We start from the raw sequence: 21643 nt of genomic DNA on the forward strand, positions 1-21643 counted from the left end.
GGGTTGCCTCTCATTCTGGTGCCTTCTCGGCGCGACCTCTGGCCATCAGGAACGCGCCGAGGTACTCCGGAACGGAACACTCGCCCGCCTGGAGATTAAAGGTATCGCCACGCAGTTCCACGGTGCCGGGGTCGGTCACCTCGACGCTGATCTCGTGGCCGACGAACGTCTCCGGGACGGCGTCGACCAGCGGATCGAACGCGTCCAGATCCGCACGGTCGATGCGCCGCACCGCCAGCGCGCTGCCGCCGTGGAGGCTGCCCGGCAGCCGAATGAGGCGGTTCACGTCCGTCGTCACCGGCTCGTCGATGGGGGCGTTCTGCCGCTCGACGACCTCGGCGACGAACGCGTCGAGCAGCGTCCGGAGGCCGACGCCGCCGAGTTCGACGTTGCCCGCCTCCAGCGCCTCGGCGTTGTTCTCCAGGGCGCCGTAGACGGTCTCGGCGCGACCCTCGCCGATGCCGTCGAGTTCCTGCAGGCGAGCCTTCGCCGCCTCGTCGTCCATCGCGAGCAGGTCGTCGACGAACGCGAGGAGGTGTTCGTGGACGCGCCGGCCCCACCCCCCCTCCGTCCGGACGACCCGCCGGCTGACGCCGCCGCGCATCTCGCTGGTCTGGACGTACTCCTGGTCCAGCCCGATGCCGCGCACGTAGTCGACGATCTCCCGGCGCGCGTCGCTCCCCAGTTCCTGCACCGTCTCGTCGCGGACGTGGACGTGGTAGCCCCGGCCGCCGGAGAAGACGACCGTCATGTCCTCGAAGCCGAAGTCGTCGTCGAGGAAGTCAAGCAGCCGGCGGAGCGCGTCCTGGCACTTCGCGAGCATCTCGGCGTAGCTGTCCTCGCCGAGGGTCACCGAGGGCAGGTGGTCCGCGTCCAGATCGAAGACCAGGTCCGAGGAGCGCCAGGTCTTCTCGCCCATCGAACTCGCGCCGGGGCTCTCGTAGCGGCCGGCCGAGAAGTAGACGTGTTTCGGCCGTTCGCGGGCGAGGAAGTCGTCGAGGTTGCCCATGTCGAGCAGCGAGCGGTGGCGGACCATCGTCTCGCCGGGACCGTCGGTCCAGGGAACGTAGCCCCACTCGCGCTCGTTGGCCTCGGGCGGCGGCGAGAGGTCCGTCCGGCGGTAGTGGTCGCCGAACCGCCCCCGGAGGTACGCCCGCGTCTGTTCCTGCACGGCTACCCGGTTTCGGACCGTTCGTGAAAGCGGTTTCGCTCACCGCCGACCGCGGGCGGTCGACCGGCGACCCGCGGCCGCCCCGGCTACCCGCCGAGCAGTTTCGAGAGCCGGTCGGCGAGCCCCTCGTCCTCGCCGAGCTTGAGGTAGTAGGCGTCGCCGCCGTCCTCGTAGTAGTCGTCGATGCGGCGCTCGATGGTGAAGCCGATGTGCTGGTAGAAGCTGATCGCCTCGCGGTTGGTCGTGCGGGCGTGGCAGGTCACGGAGCTGTAGTCTTCGGCGACGCGGGCGACCAGCGCCTCGCCGAAGCCCTCGCCGCGGTAGTCGGCGTCGACGGCGAGAAAGAGGATGTAACCGTCCCGGCGGACGGCGGCGAACCCCACGAGCGCGTCGCGGTCGCTCCGGTCGACGAACAGGTAGACCGTCGAGCGGCGGTAGGCGTTCTCGAAGAAGCCGCGTCGCTGGCGGAGGACCCCCTCGTCCGCGCGGATCCGCTCTTTGAGTTGCCAGGCCTGCTCGACGTGGTCGGCGTCCCCCGGGTCGACGACCCGTCGCTCGACGTTGACGCTCACTATCCGGGCTGTAGCGTGTAAGCCACTATAATTCCATCGGCGTCGGACGGGTCGCGAGTCGGCGACGGTCACAAACCTTTCGGCGAGTCGCGCGCAGGTGAGCGTATGGTACTGCTCTCGTCCGGGCTGGCACCCGACTTCCCCGGTTCGGAGGTCCCGCTCTCCGAGAAGGTCCGGCAGGTGTTCATCAGCGGCGCGGCGGTGACGATCCCCGTCCTGGTCACGGTGATGGTCCTGGGGTTCGTCGTCAACTTCATCCTCCAGGCGATCAGCCCGTTCGTGGACTTCCTCAGCCGGCGATACGGCGTCGGGGAGAACCTCACGCAGCTCCAGCTCGAAGTGCTGGCCGTGTTGACGCTCGTGGCGCTGATCTTCGCCATCGGTCTGATCGCCGAGACGCGGTCCGGGAGCGGATTCGAGCGCGTGTTCGACACGCTCATGGCACGGATCCCGGGGATCGGCTCCGTCTACACGAGCTTCAACGAGATGACCGAGCTCATGCTGTCGAACGACGCCGAGAGCTTCCGCGAGGTCAAGCTCGTCGAGTTCCCACGCGAGGGCTCGTACTCGCTGGCGTTCGTCACCGCGGACGCCCCGCCGACCATCGGCGACACGACCGGCCACGACGACGTGACGACGCTGTTCATGCCGCTGGCACCCAACCCCGTGATGGGCGGATACGTCATCCACGTCTCCGAGGACCGGGTGTACGACGTGGACCTGACCGTCGAGGAGGGGATCCGCTCGATCGTCACCAGCGGCGTGGCGACCGGCGAGCGGACCGAGGAGGAACCGCCGGAGGAGCTCGTCGACCTCGAGACCATCCGGAAGCAGGCCCGCGACGGCGTCGGCGACCTGAGCGCGTGGGGGACCCGGACCGTCGACGACCTGAGCGACCTGACCGGGGACGCGGCCGACGACCTGCGCGCCCAGGCCCGCCGGGAGTTCGCGGCGATCCACCCGGACATCGACGAGTCCGAGGTCGACGACGAGGAGGCCGTCCGCCACTACATGCTCGACCAGACCGGCGACGAGGACACGAACGGGTCCTCCGACGCGAGCGACGACAGTAGCTCGACGGAAACGTCGACCGGCGAGGCCACCGATGGACCGGGCGAGGCCACCGATGGACCGGGCGAGGCCACCGACGGAGCCGGCGACGCGTCGCCCGACGGGGACGCTGCGGGGGGCGACGCGTGAGTTTCTCGCTCCGGGACCACACCGCCGACGTGGCCGTCGAGGCCAGCGGGGAGTCGCTGGACGCCGTCTTCGGCGCCGTCGCCGACGGGATGGCCGCAGCGATGTGCGACGAGATCCCCGCGGAGGGCGGCGAACGCTTCGAGTTCACCGTCGCCGCGGAGGGCCGCGAGGCGCTGCTGTTCGACTACCTCGACGAACTCATCTACGAGCGCGACGTGCGCGGCGTCCTCCCGGTCGACAACGAGGCCGCCGTTCGCGGCCCCGGCGTCCGCGACTCGGACGGTACCGACCGCGGGGCCGGAACCGACGCCGGGGATGGCAACGCGGCGTGGCACCTCTCCGGGTCGGCGCGCGGGGTGCCCCTCGACGCCGTCGAGGCGCGGGACCTGAAAGCCGTCACCTACTCCGAGATGGACCTCTCGGAGACGGCCGACGGCTGGCACGCCTACGTCGTCTTCGACGTGTAGCCGCCCGTCCCGACGCCGCCCGGGCCGAGAAGCCGCCACTTATGCCGTATCGACACCAACCGCCGGCCATGGACAGACCGGGCGTGCGGTCGGGTTCGAGCCTGCTGCTGGTGGGCATCGCGGTCGCGACGCTCGCCGGGCGGGCCAGTGCACACGTCGACTACGTGACCGACGCGCCGACGGCGACGCGGGACGCGGTCGAGTTCGCCGTCGAGGTGCTCTCGGACCCGCTGAACCTCGCGCTCGTCGCCGGCGGGACGGTCGGCGTGGTCGGGCTGCTGACCGCGCTGTTTTTCGTGCGGCCGACGGTCCCCGACATCGACGCCCTGCGGACCGCGCTCGCGTCCTACCGGGAGTACGTCCCGTGGATGCTGCGGCTGAGTCTCGGCCTGCCGCTCGTCGGCGCCGGGTTCGCGGGCTACCTCTTCAGCCCGGCCGTCCCGGCGGATGCCCGGGTCCTCCAGGTCGGGCTCGGCTTCCTCCTCCTGTTCGGGCTGGCGACGCGTGCCGTCGCCGCCGTTGGCCTCCTGACGTATCTCGCCGCCCTCGCGTTCAACCCGGGACTCGTGCTCGCGATCGAGTACGTCCCGGGGTTCGTCGCCATCGTCCTCGTCGGCGGCGGGCGCCCCAGCGCCGACCACATGCTCGGCGAGGTCGCGGGCACCCCCGGGACCTACTACCGCCGGATCGACCCCGTCGGCGGCGTCGCCGAGCGGTTCGCCGAGCTGGTCGCTCCCTACGAGCGCTACGTCGCCACCGTCCTCAGGGTCGGTATCGGCCTCGCGTTCGCCTATCTCGGGCTCGTCGAGAAGCTCGCCAACCCCTCCCGGGCAGTCCAGGTCGTCGACAAGTACGACCTGACGGCCATCGTCCCGGTCGACCCCGGGCTCTGGGTGCTCGGCGCCGGCCTCACGGAGATCGGCGTCGGCTTGCTGCTGGTCGTCGGTTACTACACCCGCGGCGCGGCCGCCGTCGCGTTCACGATGCTCGTCATGACGCTGTTCGGCCTGCCCGACGACCCGGTGCTCGCCCACATCACGCTGTTCGGCATGATATCCGCAATCTTCACGCTCGGTGGCGGCCCCATCTCGCTCGACGCCTGGCTGACCGCCGCCGAGGACCGCGAGCGCGAGCGCGACGAGGCCGCACCCGCTGCCGACTGACCCACCGGTCGGGGTTGCGGACCGCGTAGGGCCACACGGACGACCCGTTCTTTATCCCCCGCTGATACGACAGGCCGAAGCAGGATGCCGGAAGTCACGCTCACCCGCGCCCGTATCGAGGACGGGAAGGCGGACCGACTGCGCTCGTGGTTCGAGGAACTGGGCGAGCGCGAGTCGGAGGTCGTCGAGACGCTCCGCCACGAGGGCGTCTACACGGAGACGGCGTTCGTCCGCTCGACCGACGAGGGGGCCTACCTGTACGTCTACATGGAGGCCGAGGACCTGGACGAGGCGGACGAGGCCGGTGACGAGGAGGCGTACGATATCGACGAGGAGCACCACGAGGTGCTGCGGGAGACGCTGGTCGGCGACTGGGAGCCCCTGGAGACGGTCGGCCACTTCACGAACCCCGACCTCCGGTGAACGGGCCGCTCCCGAACTGCGTGCGCGGCGGCCGATCCCGCCTCGGGAGACAGCGAAACCGATTTCGGCGCGCCGGGCGGACACCCGCACATGACCACCTACGACGCCGACGGCATCACCCTGGAGAAGGTCAGGGACTACGTCTGGGAGATCCCGCAGGAGGGCGACATGAACGTCCCCGCGCGGGTGCTCGCCAGCGAGGACCTGCTCGACGAGATCAGCGAGGACAAGACGCTCCAGCAGCTCAAGAACGCGACCCATCTGCCGGGCGTCCGCAAGTACGCGGTCTGTATGCCCGACGGGCACCAGGGCTACGGCTTCCCGGTGGGCGGCGTCGCCGGCATCGACGCGGAGAACGGCTGTATTTCGCCGGGAGCAGTGGGCTACGACGTGAATTGCGGCGTCAGAATGTTGACAACAAATCTCACCTACGCGGACGTGCAGGGCCGCGAGGAGGAGCTCGTCGACGCGCTGTTCGCGAACGTCCCGTCGGGGCTGGGCGGCGGCGGCGTCTACGAGGGGTCGATGGGCGACGTTGAGGCCATCCTCGACCGCGGCATGGAGTGGGCGCTGGAGGAGGGCTTCGCCGTGCCCGAGGACCTCGAACACTGCGAGGACGAGGGCGTTCGCCACGATTCGGACCCGAGCAAGGTCTCCCAGAAGGCCAAGGACCGCGGGAAAAACCAGGTCGGCAGCCTCGGCAGCGGCAACCACTTCCTCGAAGTCCAGCGCGTGACCGACGTGTACCGCGAGGACGTGGCCGCCGACTTCGGGCTGGAACCCGACCAGATCGTCGTGCTGATCCACTGCGGCTCCCGGGGGCTGGGCCATCAGGTCTGTACGGACTACCTGCGGGACATCGAACAGGCCCACCAGGGGCTGCTCTCGCAGTTGCCGGACAAGGAACTGGCGGCGGCGCCCGCCGGCTCACAGCTCGCCGAGGACTACTACGGCGCGATGTGCGCGGCGATCAACTTCGCGTGGGTGAACCGCCAGCTCATCACCCACCGCACGCGGCAGGTCTTCGAGAAGGTGTTCGACCGCTCGTGGGAGGCCATGGAGATGGACCTGCTGTACGACGTGGCCCACAACATCGCGAAGAAGGAGACCCACGAGGTCGAGGACGGCGAGGAACGCGAGGTGTACGTCCACCGCAAGGGCGCGACGCGGGCGTTCCCCGCGGGCCGGCCGGAGGTGCCGCCCGCCTACCGGGACGTGGGTCAGCCCATCCTCATCCCCGGAAGCATGGGCGCAGGGAGCTACATTCTGCGCGGCGGCGAGCAGTCCCTCTCGGAGACGTTCGGGTCGACGGCCCACGGCGCGGGCCGGCTGATGAGCCGCACGCAGGCCAAACAGGAGTTCTGGGGCGGCGACGTGCAGGACGACCTGCGCGAGCAGGACCACGTCTACGTCAAGGCCCAGAGCGGCGCGACCGTCGCCGAGGAGGCGCCGGGCGTCTACAAGGACGTCGACGAGGTCGTCCGCGTCTCGGACGCGCTGGGCATCGGCGACCGCGTCGCGCGCACCTTCCCCGTCTGTAACATCAAGGGCTAGGGAAGCGGTCGTCGGGCTCAGGCGCCGTCCCAGCGTTCGAGGACAGTCTCGTTGCCCGCGGGCGGGGTGTAGACGACGGCGACCCGGTCGTCCGAAGAGACCCGGCTCCCGTAGGCGTTCCGGCGGCTGAGCTGTACCGTCGATCCCGGCGAGACCGTGCTGTTCGCCGGCGAGTTTGCGAGTTCGTGCCACGGCACCGCCCGGTCGCTGGCGCGGACCGTGAGGTTGCTGGCCGTGAAGTTGTCCCCGCGGTCGTGGGTGACGATGAGGACCGACGGACCGTCGACGTACTCGAAGGTGAAGTTCGCGTTCGGCCCGGCCGTCTCCGACCCGGCGTCGACGAGCACGTAGAGGCCGACCGACCCCGTCACGAGCAGGGTGATCCCGACGAGGATCGCGACGCCGGCGAACTCCGAGACGCCCCGGTCGCTCCGGTCCCGGTCGCCGCGGCGGGCCCGCTCGCGTCCCCGGCTGCCACCCGTCATGTACTCCCGATAGCGCGAGCGGACACTAAACCAGCTTCGGCGGGAGTATCAGAATCGATAGGACCGGGAGGCCGGTCCGCGGCCGGGCGAACGGACGAGGAGGGGTTCGGCGGGTGTAACCGGCAGGGGGAAAGCCTTTGAGCGCGAGCGGCGACGGTTTGAGCATGATAGACGAGACGGTCGAGGAGATCGCGGACATGCAGACGCACAGTTCGTCCGTCGTCGCGGTGAAGGCGGCCGAGGCGCTGCTCTCGCTCACCGAGCGGGAGTACCCGACCGTCGAGGAGTACGTCCGGACGCTCGAACGCAACAGCCACGCGCTCCGGCGGGCCAACCCCTCCCACGCCTCCCTGCAGACGACCCAGCGGGAGGTCCTCTCGACCGTCGAGGACGCCGACGCCGACTCCGTCGAGACGGCCAAGGCGGTGACCCGCGACGCAGTCGAGTCGGTCGTCGACCGGGTCCAGTCGGCGAAAGAACGGGCCGCCGAGCGCGCCGTCGAGTACCTCGAGGACGGGCCGACGCTGCTGACCCACGACTACTCCTCGACCGTCCTCGAAGCCATCGAACGGACCGTCGACAACGGGACCGACCTGGAGGTGTACTGCACCGAAGCGCGGCCGCGCTACCTGGGCCGGAAGATGGTGCGCACCCTGGCCGACCTCGACGGCGTCGACGCCCACCTCATCGTCGACGGCGCGGCCGGCCACTTCCTGTCGGAGATCGACCAGGTGGTCGTCGGCATGGACTGCATCGTCGAGGACACCCTCTACAACCGGATCGGCACCTACCCGCTGGCCGCCACGGCCAGTGACGCGGGCGTGCCCGTCCGGGTCGTCGGCGCCGAGTCGAAGGTCGTCACCGGCGGGTTCGCCTTCGAGAACGAACACCGCTCGGCCAGCGAGGTGATCCGCGAGCCCGCCGACGGCTTCGCCGTCGAGAACCCCGCCTACGACGCGACCCCCACCCGGCTGCTCGACGCCGCGGTCACCGACGAGCAGGTCCACGAGTTCTGAGCGGCCGCACGCCGGCGTATTCGCGAGGCGGGGGAGACCGCGAGACGGGACGGACACCGCTCGAACTGCCTGTGACACAACCCTTTTGCCGGGTGGGACGGACACCACGCCATGGTCCAGTGGCTGCGGGCGCTGGCGGGCGCGGTCGCCCAGACGGGCGGCCAGGACGGCGGGACACCCGCCGGCGGCGGAGCGCCGTCGTGGCTGCCCGAGGGGCTGGTGCGCATCCTCGACGCCACGCCGACGCCGGTCATCCAGCTCGCCCAGTCGCTGGTCGTCATCGCCCTCGCCTACGCCGTCTCGCAGCTGCTCGTCAGGCTGCTCGGCCGCCGGATCGCCCGCCGGTTCCGCCGACCGAGCCTCACGCGGACCGCGCTGCGCGGCATCCGGGGGATCGTCTTCCTGTTCGCGGCGTTCACCGTCATGGGCATCTACGGCTACGGCCTCGCCGACCTGACGCTCTCGGTCGCCGTCTTCTCGGCGGTGGTGGGTGTCATCCTCGCGCCCATCGTCGGCAGCGTCATCAGCGGCGTCTTCCTGCTGGCCGACCAGCCCTACGAGATCGGCGACATGATCGAACTCGCCGACCGCAACCAGCGCGGGTTCGTCGAGGACATCACGCTCCGCTACACGAAGATATTCACGCTCGACAACACCTTCCTCGTCATCCCGAACGGGACGATGCGCGACCGCGACGTGGTCAACTACTCCGCCGAGGACACCCGCACGCGGCAGTCGCTGGACATCCTGGTCACCTACGAGAGCGACGTGCCCCGCGCCCGACAACTCGCCGAGGACGCGGCCCGGAACGTCGACGATGTGGTCGGCGGGGGGCCCCGGATCCGGGTCGGTGCGGCCCGCTATCCCGCGGGGCCGACCTGTTACATCGACGAGTTCGGCGACCACGGGATCAACCTGCGGCTGCGCTACTGGGTCGAAGAACCCTACTGGCTGCTGCGGGTCCGCTCGCGGATCCAGACGACCTTCGCCGAGGCCATCGCCGAGGAGGACGTGGAGATCGCCTACCCCCACCAGCACCACGTCTTCGACGAGACGAGCGGCGAGATGCAGGTCGGCGTCCACGACAGGCCCGCGGCCGACCGCCCGGAACGGCCCGACCGCGGCCGACCGGCCCGGAGCGGGATCGACGACCCCTCGGAGCGACCGCCCGACCCGTCCGCCGAGAGGGACGGCGACGGCGACGACGAGCGACCCTGAGAGGGGAGCGGGCCGACCGTCAGCGCTCGGCAGTGACCACGTCGCAGTCCAGCTCGTCCCGCAGGAACGTCTCGATGTCGGGGTCGTCGACCAGTCGGCGGATCATCCGTCGCCAGCGACCGGCCTGTTTCTTGCCGATGACGACGATGTCGGCGTCCTCGGCGACGATCTCGTCGAGCAGCGTCTCCTCGACGAGCAGCCCCTGGCGGACGACGTAGCGGGCGTCGGGCAGCCGGCCGAACTCCCGTTCGACGGCGTCTTTCAGGTCGCGACGGGTCGGCTGGTGGTTGTCCTGATACTGGTTGACGTGGAGCACGGTGAGCTGGCCGGCGCGCTCCTCGACGATCTCGATGGCCCGGGCGAGCGTCGCCCTGGAGTGTTCCGAGAGCGGGTAGCGGACCGGGACGACGACCTGCGTCATCGCTGGAGCGTTCTCGGCCCCTCCGCCTGAACCTTTCCATTGGGAACGCCGGGTCTCGGAGCGGCCCCCGGCGAAGGTTCAGTCGGCGCCCGCGGCGTCGGGGATCCGCCCCTCCAGCGGGGCGTCGAGCCCGTGTTCGCGGGCGTACTCGACGATGATCTCGTACTGGAGACCGTGGCGCTCGACGGCGTGATCCTCGGTCAGCGTGGGGAACTCCAGGTCGGTGACGAGCAGGTAGTTCGGGACGGCGAGGGTGTAGCGCTCGTCGTCGTCGACCCGGTGGCCGTCGACGTACGGCTCGTAGCCGCCGTCCTCGGCGGCGACGCGCATACCGCTGACGTGGCCGTACCAGTAGTCGTCGAGGCCGTCGACGGCGCGGCCGTCCGCCTCCGCCACGACCGACCGGAGCGCCGCGCCGGTGACCGAGGTGACGACGACCGGCTCCTCGAACGGGCTGACGCTGATCAGGTCCGCGACCGTCACGTCCCCCGAGAGCGGCGGCCCCTCGCGGATCCCGCCGCCGTTCTGGATGGCTACGTCGGCGCCCGTCTTCCAGCGGTAGGCGTCGGCGACGAAGTTGCCGAGCCGCCACTCCCCGCCGAGGCGCCGCTCGCGGTCCCGGGAGACCGGCTCGTCGACGTGTGCGACCACCTCGTCGAGGTCGTTGGCGGCGATCCGGTCGTGGAGCGCGGCGGCGACCGCCGGGTCGGGGTCGGCCGCCTGCGTGTCGTGGCAGGTGACCGCACCGGTGTCGAGGTCGATCTCGTAGACGTACGCCCCGGTTGCGCCCGGGCGGGTGAACGGCGTGCCGTCGACGGCGGTGGCGTGCTGGTGGTGCGAGTGGCCCGCGAGCACGGCGTCGACGCCCGTCTCCGCGGCGATCGCGCGGGCGTCCCCGTCGTTCGTGTGGGCGAGCGCGACCACGTAGTCGGCGCCCGCCTCGCGGAGCCGCGGGGTCTCCCGGGCGACCGCCTCGACCGGGTTGTCGAACTCCAGCGCCCCGGTCCCGGGCGTCATCTCCGTCGTCGCCGGGTCGAGGACGCCGACGACGCCGACGGTCGCGTCCGCCACGTCGACGAGGACGCCGGCCTCGACGCCGGCGTCGGCGCCGAACCGATCGCCGTCCAGGTCGACGTTGGCGAGCGTCCACCGCTGTGGCGCGTCGGCGATCACCGCCCGGAGGGCGTCGAACCCGTGGTCGAAGTCGTGGTTGCCCACCGTCTCGACGTGAGGGTCGACCGCCTCGAAGAAGTCCAGCGACTGTCGGCCGTCGGCGACCAGCGAGAGCACGCCGGGGCCGGTGTTGTCGCCCGAGCCCGCGACGAGCGCGTCCGGCCCGCGCCGGTCGGCCAGCAGGCCGGCCACGCGGGCGACCCGGTCCGGCGTGTCGTAGGCGTTCTCGACGTCGGAGTAGTGGAGGAGGCGGGGCGACATCCGTCGTATCGCAGTCGCCACGGCCCCATATCGTCTTCGGTGGCCGGTCGACCGGTCACACACCGGGATCCGACCCCAGCGGCAGCCGCCGGAGGGGGCGGACTCCGGCCCGACCGCGGGTTCCTGCCACGGACGGAAGGACTTTGGGCGGCGTGGCCCTCTCCCCGCACATGGAGACGAAGACCGGTCCCGACGAGGAGACGCTGTACGTCGACACCGAGGACGCCGAGCGCGGGGCGGAGGGCCCCTTCTTCGTCGTCTACCGGACGCCCGACCGCGAGCGCCGCTGGGGGTACTTCTGCGGCAACTGCGACTCCTTCCGGACGGCGATGGACTCGATGGGGCGGATCAAGTGCAACGACTGCGGCAACCTCAAGAAACCCGACGAGTGGGACGCCGCCCACGAGTGACGCGGCGGTGAGGCCACACAGGCGCCGATGCAACGCCGCACTGGCGCCGATGCAACGCCGGACTGGCCCGGTCGGGACCCGCGTAACGAGGCGCTACCGGCCGAGAGGGGCGGGCCGGCGTTCCCGCCGACTGTGAACCGTAGGAACACTTATCCCGGACCCCGTGGTAACCACGGACGAATGAGGGCTGTTACCAAGCACCTCGACGAGAAGGCCCGGTCGATCTTCGCGGACCTCGGATACACGGTGACCGACAGCGGCGGCGAGTACCTGGCCGAACGGAAGTGGCGTGTCGTCCACGTCACACCGGCCGAGGAGTTCGACGAGACGCCCGACTCGGGGGAGTACCGGTGTTTCGTCGCGTGGTCCGAGGACGTACCCGAACTCGAACGCCGCCTCGAGGCGGCCGACCCGGACTACGAGTGGGCGATCATGGGTGTCGACGAGGACGGCGACTACGAGGTCGCCTGCCACCGCAACGCGGCCTGACCGGCCGGCGGGGCCTCGGCGCTGTTCTCCCGCGCTGGCGATCACTGGGAGCCGTTAGCGTTTCCTTGGTGGAGCCGAATCCCTGTGGGTAGCATGGCACAACGGGACCTCGGCGAGCTGCTTTCCGACACCCGGGTCAACGCCGGCGCCGCGTGGGTGCTGGTCGGCGTCGTCGGCCTGGTCTGTATCGAGAGCGTCGCCACCGGCGACCTCCTGTGGGGGGCGTTCGCAGCGACCGTCGGGGTCGTGGTCGCGCTGCCGGGGCTGGTACGCCGGACCCCGCGCGCGATGCCGCCCGCCGAGGTCGTCCTGCTCGCGGGGCTGCCGGTCGTCGGGCGGGCCGTCGCGACGCTACAGGTGACCAGCACCGTCGCGACCTACCTCTCGATCGCCGCGCTCGCGCTCCTGGTCGCGGTCAACCTCCACCTGTTCACGCCCGTCGAGATGAGCGTCGGCTTCGCCGTCCTGTTCGTCGTCGTCACCACGCTCGGGGCGGCCGGTCTCTGGGCGCTCGCGCGCTGGGGCTCGGACGTGCACCTGGGGACGACGCTGCTGCTCGACCCCGGACCCGACGGCGTCCTCTCCGACGCCGACCTCGAAGCCATCGAGCACGAACTGATGGTCGAGTTCGTCGGTTCCGGGATCGCGGGGCTGGTCGCCGGGCTCGTCTTCCAGGTGTACGTCAAGCGGCGGGCCCTGGTCGAGGGCCGAACCCGGGGTGAGGCGGCGTGAGGATCCGCGACCGCCTCGGCATCTCGACGCGACGCCAGCGCCAGCTCACCTGGCTGATGGAGCTGGTCATGCTCGGCGTCTTCCTCTACGGCGTCTGGAAGCTGAACGTGAAGATCATCGCCAACGCCGGCGTGGCGCTTTTGATCGCGCAACTGGTCCCGGTGCTCGAACGCGACTACGGCGTCCCGCTGGACGCCGGCCTGACACTGTGGATCACCAGCGCCGTCTTCCTCCACGCCTTCGGGACGATCGGCACCGGCGGCGAGAGCTTCTACGCCTCCGTCTGGTGGTGGGACCACATGACCCACGCGCTGTCGTCGTCCGTCGTCGCGGGCGTCGGCTACGCCACCGTCCGCGCGCTCGACGAGCACTCCGACACCGTCAGCCTCCCGCCCCGGTTCATTTTCGTCTTCATCCTCCTGTTCACCCTCGCGTACGGCGTCTTCTGGGAGATCATCGAGTTCACGATCGGCGTGGTCGCCTCGATGGCCGGGACCGAGACGATCCTGACCCAGTACGGGCTCACCGATTCGCTGTGGGACCTCGTCTACAACACGCTCGGCGCCGTCGTCGTCGCCACCTGGGGGACCGCCCACCTCAACGACGTCTCCCACTACATCCGGGACCGCCTCGACGAACGGGCGGCCTGAGCGGCCGCGGTCGCCCGCGCGGACTCCGATGCCGCCGCTCGACCTCGACCACTGTCACCCGGCCGAACCTTTTGTACCGTGGAGACGTACCCCATAGCGCGATGGTATTCAAGAAGTTGACCGCTGGCTAGTTGCAACATTGTTATCACCCTTTGGTACGTACATGGTGATATGGAAGAAGACGACGAAGACGAAGTAGACTATTTAGAAGTTCACAACCATGAAGAGAATGACCTGAACACTTCTGTACGAGTTAGACTGAATTCCGATACAAAGCTTCGCTGGGAAAGATATGCGGAGAACACTCATGGAATCAATGGAATATCTGAATTAGTTCGAGGTGCAGTCTCAAAAGAAATCAGTGGAGGATTTGAGGACGGAGAGCAAAAACAAGACCAAATTTTAGAAGGTATATTAGAAATAAAAGATTCTATTGATGAGGCTCATGAAGAAGTTCGAAAAACTCATGCTGATATAATAGATGAATCAAAATTAGAAGCAACTCTCGAATCTGCTATAGATGCGTCTACATCTGGGGGCGAGACGGATGGATAAAGCTAGTCTAGAAGTAATGGCAGCAGTTCAGGACAGAGATTTAGATAACATCATTGATGAACTGACTACTTATTATCCTGAAGAAAATCTATCTGGCTTATTAGAATCACATCTTGATGAAGTACACGGACACACAGCGAAACGAGATAGAATAGCTGTTGAAGATTTAATAGATTGGATGAAAGCTAACAAAGTAACAAATGTAAATGACGAGACCGTCGAAGAACATCTGAAATATCTTGTTAGGACCCGCTACGCAAAAAATACAATAAAGCAAAGGTACTACGGAATTACGAATTTTACAGATAGTCAACTGTCTGAAACATCTAACAGCCTAGTTAGAGAAGTGTCTTGGACTGAGGTGGCCAAAGATGAGATGAAAAAGCAAGACATTGAGGAAGAAGGGAGGTTGGGAAAAGGAGCACGTCCTATTACTGAAGAAGAAAAAGAGAAAATGCGGGAAACTGCTCCTACACACCGTACTGAGCTTATGACTGAGATGCTTTGGCAATGTGGTCTGAGAGCAGAAGAGTTAGCGAAATCAGAAGTAGAGAGAATCGATTTAGATGAGAGAATATTGGAAGTTGATACCGTAAAACGAGATGACCACACCCGTGAAATCGGGTTTGACTTAGAACTCAAATTTATGTTAGAAAGATACCTCTCCTCTTACCGTCCAAAATTCGGACGCTCAAGCCCTTACTTGTTTGTTACGCAAAAGAGTGACCACACTTTACCACACAACCTTACTCGAACAATCAAAGACCTCGCTGATGATGCAGATATTCAAGATTATTCAACTATGCAGAACGGCGCTAAGAAGGCTGAAATCACACCACATAGCTTTAGGAAATCGCTAGGAATCCGGTTAGACGACAAAAATCACGGGCTAAAAGAAATTGCTGAGAGATTAGGTCATAGTGACGCTCAAACTGTATCTACCTATTTGGATATTCAGTAAAAATCGCTATAATTTTTTGTGAGACCTATTCAGAATCTACTTTTAAATTCTTCAACTGCTGAATCGAAGTCATCGAACATCATCTTGTCTTTGTCTGAACAATGCTGAATATCAGGAACTGACTTTTTGTATTCTTGTTCTTCATATTCATGCGTGTCTACTACGAATTCTCCATATTTTTGTGGAATGTCAACAGCTATTTGGTGCATTCTGTCTGCATTCACCGGGACATAGATTTCTGTACTGTTCGCTGCGAACAGTGGCATATATTTCACGCCATCATTTGTCCACTCGGTTTCGATTCCATATTCTTCTGCGATTTCATTGATTCGGTTCATTTCCTCGTCAGTGAACACATTGCGAATCGATGCTGGTTCGGGAACAGATTGTTTTGGTGTCATCTGCGACTAAATCTATTTGGAACGATGTATTTAAATCTAAGGAATTTACCAACCGAATCGTTGTGTAAATCTCCGATATTGTGGACGAACTCAAAAACAGACACTGTATTTCCCATACTCTCTCAATCATGGAAAATCAATACTGTAAAAACCGAATTCTCTAAGTTACGAAAATCCAATTAGAATAGTACGCACTGTTACCATCGCTGAAACTGTTCATAGACCCTCCCAGTCGTCTGAATAAGTACACCGAGCGCATAGAAGGAGTGCGGGAGAAGGTAGGACAGACCGGGAAGGATTTCGGAGAACTCGACTTTCAGATTTTACAGATTCTCTAAGGTGTCATAGAACGGTTGGCACACCCCTCTCCTGACCTCCCGAATCGCTTAACATAGGACTACTGAGTGGCTTCAACCGGTACCAAATCATGGTGACGAAATGAAATTGGGAGCTCTTCGCCCGTTTCTATGTCTTGAAGAATGTACGAGTATCCATCTGTGGTTCGACCGGTTTCCGTACCAAGGTCATCCGTTTGAACTTCAATAATCTCACAGATTACTCCGTGATACCGAGAATCAGTATCATCAGGGCCGATGTAGATTTGTACCCGGTCACCGACCGAATATGAATCACTCGCCGGTTGCGGGATGTCCTCCATTGGTCCGTTTTGAATCGGGAAAACCTATTAGTCCATCGTTGCATCCGCACTTTTACTGACCGCCTGAGTAGGTCGAAAGGGCCAGAGAGGGGGTCGGTACAGGTGATAAACGTAATGCTTAGTGCAGAGGAGCTACGTAGCAGTCTGTCACACCGGACAAGACTACGTTATCGCCATTATTATGCTGTAATCCCTTCGAACTCTATTTCAGTACTATCAATAAGCACTCGCACGCCTGAGTCGTCTCTTGTTTCTGGCGACCAGTCGTACTCTTTACTAAGTTCGTCGTTCACGGTCACTGTTATGGTATAGCTCGTGTCGTCCGCCAGCGGGTCGTCGAACATACGATTCTCTTCCGCTTCAATGGTGGCCGTCTCGTCGAACTCAGTTTCACTGTCCGCCGTCGCCGTAACCGTCACTTCGATGGATTCGGCCTGTTCATTTACGAGTTCGATATCAGTGACATCAAAATCTTCGATAGGCGTATTTTCGTCGGACAGGAGCCCCTCTGAACAGCCGCTCAAACTCGCTAGCGAGACAATTGCTACGGTAAATCCCCGCCGTGTTGTATCCATAGCGAATTTCTGGCTCAGCTAAGTAAGTGTCTTCTGTATAGTACAATCGTAGGTTGGCTCAACCTGGTGTTATATACGCATGCATACTGAGCAGGTGATTCACATCTAACAGCCCCGAAATCAACTGTCTTGTGAGCTTTCTATGACACCCTGAATTCTCGAATATATGCGGTGACGGGTACCTATCCGCCAGTCGCCGACTCGTGGAACGACCGACCGGTCCGGAACTCGGTCAGTTCCCCTATCCGCTCTTCGAGTTCTTCGATTTCCTCACGGAGTTCGTTGGCTTCCTCGCCCTCTGTTTCGGCCAACCGGTCTTTGAGTCCCTGAAGACGGGTTTCCTTCTCTTCCTCGTCCACATCGGCCTTCCGGACATACTCAGTCTCTTCGACTTCATACACGTCGCTTTCGGAGAGTTCGGTCACATCAAGCGCTTCGTCTACCTTGCTTGAGTCTACCGTAGTCAACCGTTCGCGGTCAATCCCGGCGGATTCGAAAGCATTCAATACGAGTTCGTCGTCTTTTAACGACCGGTTCCGACGGCTCATCCGTTGGACGGAGCCAAACTGGCCACTGACGGGTTGGTCATGATGTAATCGGTCAAGAAGGACGCTCCGCACGTCCTGACGGAGGTCGTTTGCATTGCGCTGTACGTCCGATAGCAAGGTGTAGAGGTTCACCAGAGCAGGCGTCTCTACATCTTCGGGCGTGGTCACATCATGGCGTTCGAGGGCGTCGATAAGCAACAGGGCGTCACTGTAGACTGCCACATCGGGTTCCTCACGCTCTTTGTCGGCGTCGTCAGTGTCTTCTTGGGCTTCCACCAGCGGCGAGCCTGTCGGTGTCTCGCTTTTGGTTAGCGTCCCTTTGTGGTCGTCCACCTCGTAGCGTGGATGGAGACTCAAAACCGCCGCGTAGGGTTCCGCGTTCGGTGGCAAACGGTCTAGCTCAAATTCACCCTGGGCGTCTTCGATGCGGCGAAAAAGTGTCTCGAACTGGTCGCGCTGAAGTGGAATGGTTTCGTCGTCGTCCCGATATCGGATAAGGATGCGATACTCCTGAACGTCTGTAACCCCGAACGCCTTGCGTGAAAGTGGGGTGACAAGCATCGCGTCTTGAGCAAGTTCCTCGATATTTTCGAGCAGGTGATGCCAGGTGGAGCTGAAGGTCATGTGAGCTGGTAGGGGAAGAGAGAATAAAATATTCGTTGTCAAGAACTGTTCTCGACAGTCAGATTACGCCGTGAGGGCGTCTTCCTCGACGTATTGATTCTCCCACTCGCGCCGGGCTTCGATTTCACGTTGACCGCGCCGGGTTATCGAGTAGACATTCGTTCGTCGGTCTTTCTGTCCCTTCTCCACGAGTCCCTTGTCCACCAGTGTGTCGAGATTCGGGTACAGTCGCCCGTGATGAATTTCCTTCTCGTAGTAGTCTTCAAGTTCTTCTTTGATAGCGAGTCCATGGGGTTCCGTTTGACCAGCAATCGCGTACAGGAGGTCGCGCTGGAAGCCAGTGAGGTCGTACATTCTTGTATGATTTATATACAAACGATTAAGTTTGTCGCACTTTAGGGAAATCATCGCCCGAACGATGGTATCGTAGTGGACTACGGAGAATATACTATGTCGTATACTGCCTTCTGAGCAGAGATACCGGGATATTGTTTCGAATCCGCGGCTCTCAACCGGTCACAAGTAGATTTCATTCTGTCACAGTATCTAACCACTGGTATTCAACAGAACAGAGTCGAGTAGTAGTATACAGTTGTGGTGGCATTTCGAAACGTACTTGTGTGATAATCCCTGCCTTGAATTGCGTCCAACGTGGGTGTGGGTGACCCGTCGTCACACCCCAATTGCCATCGACACCGTTCCCCCAACCCCCCACATGAACGCTGTCGTCCAGTACGACGGATAATCTATTCACCCCTTTGGGCGCTTTCCGAATCAACGGCTCGACCTGCCCGAAGTGCTGACGGTGGGGACTGCCCCCGTCCGCCACTGTCAGCCTTTTTCCGGGCCGTTGGTTTTTCGAGGGGCAGAGACAGGGTATCATAGAACACTTCACAAGGTGGTTGATTTCAAGTCTGTTAGAGATGAATCACCTGCTCAGTATGCGTGCGAACCTATCAGTCCGTGTCTATGAGTTAGTCGGTGTATCGTCTCGCCGCGAGGCCGAGCACCCCACCGATGAGTCCGAGAGGGATACCAAAGAGGAGTGCTAACGGCGGTGCCATAACTACGGCTGTTGGATAGGGGGTCGGTCCGGTCCAACCGACGTGTACGAGATGAATCGCAACCGCATACGTGGGACAAACCGTCAGGAGAAGTGCGATAAGCAATCCCTCGTTGTAGTAGGTGACCACGCTCGCAAGAACGAGCAACAGGAAGAGTAGAACGTAGAAAACTGAGCCAATAACCGAGATTGATTGGTCTAACCAGAGGCTCATAACCGAAAAGACGGCCACGAACAAGCCAACTGCCACCGCAACTCCCCGAAGCGAAACAGTGGCATCCTGACCCAATAAGAGGGATTTGGAACGGGCCTGCGAGATAGCCATGGTGGGTCTTCTATCGGGAGTCAAAAATACGTTGTGTCAACACAGTCCCTCTCGGGACTTCGTCGTAGACCCATTGATTTGCGGCCCCTCACTGAGCGTTAGGTCTATCCCCTGCACTGAGCGGTTCGAGAAGTAAAGAGTGAGGATGCACCAGCCGGTCTATGACACCCTGGTACCTTGTCTCCAAGGAGCGAAAAGCTGTCTTGCTGGGGTTGCCACGGAAGGTGAGTTACAAGACTATCATAATCATTAAGTGTGTGAGTGAATCACAGAGAGATGCGTCCATCGTGGGTGGGAGTTTCCCGGCGTCTCACCCCTTGAGATTGCCATCGATACCGCTCTCGAACCTCATCGCCAAGTGGTATCATGTAGAGACGGTAACTCTAGCTACCCCGGTGGGTGCATATACGAATCAACGGCTCGACCTGCCCGAATCATGACGTAGCTGGGGATTCTCCCGAAGTCAGCTACGGATTCCGGGCCGTTGGCTCTTCAATCAGACAATCCAGTCAAGAGATACGACAGGGTGAATTCCAGTCGATGTTCGGGAGAAGACGACTATTGCGGAATCTCGTAACGACAAAACTCCGTCGCACCGCACTCTGGACACTCCTCACCCGGTGAGTTCATCGTCGCCCCACAGTGGCGGCATTCGACTATCACATCCGACTGGCCACCTGGGAATAGTCGGGTGAGGACTGTGCGGACACCCATCGTTCCTCGTCTTAGAGGTGGCGGCGAATTAATAGTGGCGGACAACTCGTTTTAGCGGAAACTCGGTGTGTCCGACCCGCAAACCCGCCAAAGGCTTACATTCAAGGATTGCGGAGTTCTGTTCGGAGGGAAATGTCACACGCTCCCTCCCCCTTTGCATGAACAGTGACGCGTCACTCGGTCGCTGTCCAGACTGTGGCGAGCACATTTCGAGGGCGTGGCTGCTCGTCGAATACGAGAAGGACAATGGAACGACCGGGATTTGGGCTGAGTGTCCCAGTTGCGAGGACGTAATTAGTCCGGAGTGATTGCCGAGCGTTAGAACTCCCTGCGCCCTATACAGACCGCGGTTAGACGGCAGAATCAAGTGTTCTGCCTCTTGTATCTCCTCTAAGAAGCATATCAATGGAAATTTCGGACCAACTTCGATGTCTGTTTTCTGCCCAGATTCGTGAACAGGACGGGTCGTACGTTATCGAGATACCGGAGCAGGAGATTCAACTTGGCGATTTACAGCAAGACGAGACGTATCGAGTGGCACTCTTGCCGTCAGCGTCGAACCAGGAGACCGTCGGGCCAGCTACCGAACCAAAGCGCAAAAGCAGTTCACAAACGCCACCGGTCGGAGAGGGCGAACGCCGAGATGTCGAAATAGAAGACATCGGCGAACAGGGTGACGGTATCACTCGTGTTGAGCGGGGATTCGTTGTTATTGTCCCCGACACCGAACAGGGGGAGCGAGTCACTATTGAGATTACTGGCGTACGTGAGAATGTGGCCTTCGCGGAATTGGTGGAGCGTATGGATTATTACGACTAACACCCATCTTCTTTGGGAGTGATTCATAGGTTTGATAAAATTCTACTCTGACATGACAGAGGACAATGAAAAATACCGGCCGTAAAATATGGGAGAATTGGAAATCGGATAATGGGCCTTGTGAAGGGTGTCCCAATCGAGATTGTGGTGGATACTTTTCTCCTAAGACAATCGAGACCGAGGGCTATAGTAACGATACCAATCCCGATGTACTACTAGTGGCGGATACACCTGGAGATAACCATCCAAGTGATTCAGAGATTGGAGATGTAAAACGCCGATACAAGGATAGTCCCACAAACCACCCTAGCGAATTAGAAAAGCCATATAAATTAGCTGTAGAGAATCGGAGCATCGATTGGCTCGTTGGAAATGGTAGTGGTCAAATCCCAGCAAACTTCTTTAGAACTCTTGGAGGTAGCCTGCAGCGGAACGAAGCTGGTGAAGTAGTTAAACTTGAAGACATACACTATACAAATGCGAAAAAATGTGCAGATATTTATCCTAAAGAGGATGCCTGTGTCGAGAATCATGCAGCCCGATATAGATGTCGTTCATATTTGAATCAACAACTGTCTGAGTTAAGCCCTGACGTAATAGTCGCATTAGGGAAGATGGCTTTCCGAGAAACTATCAAAGTACTAGATTATGATATTCGTATAACTGGGGCATTCAAAAATATAATTTCACCCGAAGAATCTGATGTTTTCGAGAGCTATGGCAAGTTACTACCGGTGATTCCATCTTATCATTTCCGTACCGTGTATCGTAGCTATTCTCAAGTCGGTGATTTCGATAGTCGTTATGAGTATTGGGAAGAATTAGCTCAAAAAGTGAGAGTTGTTCAAGAGAGTCATTCAAACTGAGGGCACAACAGATAGACCGTATAGACCTACACGATTCGTTCACAGTGGTTGATGTGTGTAGAAAGTCGTCACAGAACAAGATGCAGAGGGGCGCTATTGGAGACTACAAGGAGTAATCTGAGGCTGTTC

At 62.1% G+C, this 21643-nt stretch carries 27 protein-coding genes; 16 read left to right on the plus strand and 11 right to left on the minus strand.

Going from position 1 to position 21643, the window contains the following annotated elements; genetic code table 11:
• Nucleotides 1–10 precede the first annotated feature (10 nt).
• Entirely contained in the window at nucleotides 11–1171 is a 1161-nt protein-coding gene (gene priS / locus ACMGFG_RS15355) for a DNA primase small subunit PriS (RefSeq protein WP_436931202.1), read from the minus strand.
• A gap of 86 nt (nucleotides 1172–1257) precedes the next feature.
• Entirely contained in the window at nucleotides 1258–1743 is a 486-nt protein-coding gene (locus tag ACMGFG_RS15360; RefSeq protein ID WP_436931203.1) for a GNAT family N-acetyltransferase, read from the minus strand.
• 105 nt (nucleotides 1744–1848) lie between these two features.
• On the opposite strand from ACMGFG_RS15360, the gene ACMGFG_RS15365 reads away from it, so the two are divergent.
• The 5 genes from ACMGFG_RS15365 to ACMGFG_RS15385 all read left to right on the plus strand — a co-directional run bounded on the left by ACMGFG_RS15365 (nucleotide 1849) and on the right by ACMGFG_RS15385 (nucleotide 6550).
• Nucleotides 1849–2943 carry a DUF502 domain-containing protein gene (locus ACMGFG_RS15365; RefSeq protein WP_436931204.1) on the plus strand — a complete coding sequence of 365 codons (1095 nt, stop codon included), beginning with the start codon at nucleotides 1849–1851 and terminating at the stop codon, nucleotides 2941–2943.
• Nucleotides 2940–3410, plus strand: a complete 471-nt coding sequence (locus ACMGFG_RS15370; RefSeq protein WP_436931205.1) for an archease — start codon at nucleotides 2940–2942, stop codon at nucleotides 3408–3410. Before ACMGFG_RS15365 ends, ACMGFG_RS15370 begins: the two co-directional genes overlap by 4 nt.
• A gap of 68 nt (nucleotides 3411–3478) precedes the next feature.
• Nucleotides 3479–4573, plus strand: a complete 1095-nt coding sequence (locus tag ACMGFG_RS15375) for a DoxX family protein (protein ID WP_436931206.1) — start codon at nucleotides 3479–3481, stop codon at nucleotides 4571–4573.
• Between the two features lie 84 nt (nucleotides 4574–4657).
• On the plus strand, nucleotides 4658–4996 hold the full coding sequence (locus tag ACMGFG_RS15380) for a DUF6176 family protein (RefSeq protein ID WP_436931207.1): 339 nt from the start codon (nucleotides 4658–4660) through the stop codon (nucleotides 4994–4996).
• A 90-nt stretch (nucleotides 4997–5086) separates the two neighbouring features.
• Nucleotides 5087–6550, plus strand: a complete 1464-nt coding sequence (locus ACMGFG_RS15385; RefSeq protein ID WP_436931208.1) for an RtcB family protein — start codon at nucleotides 5087–5089, stop codon at nucleotides 6548–6550.
• Between the two features lie 17 nt (nucleotides 6551–6567).
• On the opposite strand, the gene ACMGFG_RS15390 is transcribed toward ACMGFG_RS15385, so the two are convergent.
• The gene (locus ACMGFG_RS15390) at nucleotides 6568–7035 is read right to left on the minus strand and encodes a type IV pilin N-terminal domain-containing protein (RefSeq protein ID WP_436931209.1); all 468 of its coding nucleotides are present in this window, start codon (nucleotides 7033–7035) and stop codon (nucleotides 6568–6570) included.
• A 164-nt stretch (nucleotides 7036–7199) separates the two neighbouring features.
• Here ACMGFG_RS15390 and ACMGFG_RS15395 point away from each other — a divergent pair, with 164 nt between their 5' ends.
• Together ACMGFG_RS15395 and ACMGFG_RS15400 are read left to right on the plus strand one after the other, a co-directional pair.
• Nucleotides 7200–8051 carry an eIF2B alpha/beta/delta subunit family protein gene (locus ACMGFG_RS15395; RefSeq protein WP_436931210.1) on the plus strand — a complete coding sequence of 284 codons (852 nt, stop codon included), beginning with the start codon at nucleotides 7200–7202 and terminating at the stop codon, nucleotides 8049–8051.
• Between the two features lie 111 nt (nucleotides 8052–8162).
• Entirely contained in the window at nucleotides 8163–9269 is a 1107-nt protein-coding gene (locus ACMGFG_RS15400) for a mechanosensitive ion channel family protein (protein ID WP_436931211.1), read from the plus strand.
• Between the two features lie 19 nt (nucleotides 9270–9288).
• Here the strand turns inward: ACMGFG_RS15400 and ACMGFG_RS15405 are convergent, their stop codons facing one another.
• The gene (locus ACMGFG_RS15405; protein ID WP_436931212.1) at nucleotides 9289–9690 is read right to left on the minus strand and encodes a universal stress protein; all 402 of its coding nucleotides are present in this window, start codon (nucleotides 9688–9690) and stop codon (nucleotides 9289–9291) included.
• Nucleotides 9691–9768: 78 nt separating this feature from the next.
• Nucleotides 9769–11124 (minus strand): bifunctional metallophosphatase/5'-nucleotidase, encoded by a 1356-nt coding sequence (locus ACMGFG_RS15410; protein ID WP_436931213.1) that lies wholly within the window; start codon nucleotides 11122–11124, stop codon nucleotides 9769–9771.
• A gap of 170 nt (nucleotides 11125–11294) precedes the next feature.
• Here ACMGFG_RS15410 and ACMGFG_RS15415 point away from each other — a divergent pair, with 170 nt between their 5' ends.
• The 6 genes from ACMGFG_RS15415 (at nucleotide 11295) to ACMGFG_RS15440 (ending at nucleotide 14921) form a co-directional block, all read left to right on the plus strand.
• Nucleotides 11295–11534 (plus strand): DUF5816 domain-containing protein, encoded by a 240-nt coding sequence (locus tag ACMGFG_RS15415; RefSeq protein WP_006884524.1) that lies wholly within the window; start codon nucleotides 11295–11297, stop codon nucleotides 11532–11534.
• Nucleotides 11535–11714: 180 nt separating this feature from the next.
• Nucleotides 11715–12023 carry a DUF7116 family protein gene (locus ACMGFG_RS15420; RefSeq protein WP_436931214.1) on the plus strand — a complete coding sequence of 103 codons (309 nt, stop codon included), beginning with the start codon at nucleotides 11715–11717 and terminating at the stop codon, nucleotides 12021–12023.
• A gap of 93 nt (nucleotides 12024–12116) precedes the next feature.
• Nucleotides 12117–12755, plus strand: a complete 639-nt coding sequence (locus tag ACMGFG_RS15425; protein WP_436931215.1) for a hypothetical protein — start codon at nucleotides 12117–12119, stop codon at nucleotides 12753–12755.
• Nucleotides 12752–13405 (plus strand): DUF2238 domain-containing protein, encoded by a 654-nt coding sequence (locus ACMGFG_RS15430; RefSeq protein WP_436931216.1) that lies wholly within the window; start codon nucleotides 12752–12754, stop codon nucleotides 13403–13405. The genes ACMGFG_RS15425 and ACMGFG_RS15430 overlap by 4 nt, the downstream gene beginning before the upstream one ends.
• A 171-nt stretch (nucleotides 13406–13576) precedes the next feature.
• Nucleotides 13577–13960: a hypothetical protein gene (locus tag ACMGFG_RS15435; RefSeq protein ID WP_436931217.1), complete on the plus strand. Its 384-nt coding sequence runs from the start codon at nucleotides 13577–13579 to the stop codon at nucleotides 13958–13960.
• Nucleotides 13961–13976: 16 nt separating this feature from the next.
• Nucleotides 13977–14921 (plus strand): tyrosine-type recombinase/integrase, encoded by a 945-nt coding sequence (locus tag ACMGFG_RS15440; protein ID WP_436931218.1) that lies wholly within the window; start codon nucleotides 13977–13979, stop codon nucleotides 14919–14921.
• Nucleotides 14922–14950: 29 nt separating this feature from the next.
• On the opposite strand, the gene ACMGFG_RS15445 is transcribed toward ACMGFG_RS15440, so the two are convergent.
• From ACMGFG_RS15445 to ACMGFG_RS15465, 6 genes are all read right to left on the minus strand, one after another.
• Nucleotides 14951–15322, minus strand: a complete 372-nt coding sequence (locus tag ACMGFG_RS15445; RefSeq protein ID WP_436931219.1) for a hypothetical protein — start codon at nucleotides 15320–15322, stop codon at nucleotides 14951–14953.
• 397 nt (nucleotides 15323–15719) lie between these two features.
• Nucleotides 15720–15980 carry a DUF8139 family protein gene (locus ACMGFG_RS24280; RefSeq protein WP_495849353.1) on the minus strand — a complete coding sequence of 87 codons (261 nt, stop codon included), beginning with the start codon at nucleotides 15978–15980 and terminating at the stop codon, nucleotides 15720–15722.
• A 179-nt stretch (nucleotides 15981–16159) separates the two neighbouring features.
• Nucleotides 16160–16555, minus strand: a complete 396-nt coding sequence (locus ACMGFG_RS15450) for an Ig-like domain-containing protein (protein ID WP_436931220.1) — start codon at nucleotides 16553–16555, stop codon at nucleotides 16160–16162.
• A 182-nt stretch (nucleotides 16556–16737) separates the two neighbouring features.
• Nucleotides 16738–17727, minus strand: coding sequence for a DUF7983 family protein (locus ACMGFG_RS15455; RefSeq protein WP_436931221.1), 990 nt, complete (start codon nucleotides 17725–17727; stop codon nucleotides 16738–16740).
• A gap of 63 nt (nucleotides 17728–17790) precedes the next feature.
• Complete coding sequence (locus tag ACMGFG_RS15460) at nucleotides 17791–18081, minus strand: PadR family transcriptional regulator (RefSeq protein ID WP_436931222.1); 291 nt, start codon at nucleotides 18079–18081, stop codon at nucleotides 17791–17793.
• 620 nt (nucleotides 18082–18701) lie between these two features.
• Nucleotides 18702–19115, minus strand: coding sequence for a hypothetical protein (locus ACMGFG_RS15465; RefSeq protein ID WP_436931223.1), 414 nt, complete (start codon nucleotides 19113–19115; stop codon nucleotides 18702–18704).
• A gap of 872 nt (nucleotides 19116–19987) precedes the next feature.
• On the opposite strand from ACMGFG_RS15465, the gene ACMGFG_RS15470 reads away from it, so the two are divergent.
• The 3 genes from ACMGFG_RS15470 (at nucleotide 19988) to ACMGFG_RS15480 (ending at nucleotide 21514) form a co-directional block, all read left to right on the plus strand.
• Nucleotides 19988–20137, plus strand: coding sequence for a DUF7837 family putative zinc-binding protein (locus ACMGFG_RS15470; RefSeq protein ID WP_436931224.1), 150 nt, complete (start codon nucleotides 19988–19990; stop codon nucleotides 20135–20137).
• Between the two features lie 97 nt (nucleotides 20138–20234).
• Nucleotides 20235–20648 (plus strand): TRAM domain-containing protein, encoded by a 414-nt coding sequence (locus ACMGFG_RS15475; protein ID WP_436931225.1) that lies wholly within the window; start codon nucleotides 20235–20237, stop codon nucleotides 20646–20648.
• A gap of 65 nt (nucleotides 20649–20713) precedes the next feature.
• Nucleotides 20714–21514: a uracil-DNA glycosylase family protein gene (locus tag ACMGFG_RS15480; protein ID WP_436931226.1), complete on the plus strand. Its 801-nt coding sequence runs from the start codon at nucleotides 20714–20716 to the stop codon at nucleotides 21512–21514.
• The last annotated feature ends 129 nt before the right edge of the window (nucleotides 21515–21643 follow it).

This window comes from Halosimplex halobium (assembly GCF_051414055.1).
Taxonomy (GTDB): domain Archaea; phylum Halobacteriota; class Halobacteria; order Halobacteriales; family Haloarculaceae; genus Halosimplex; species Halosimplex halobium.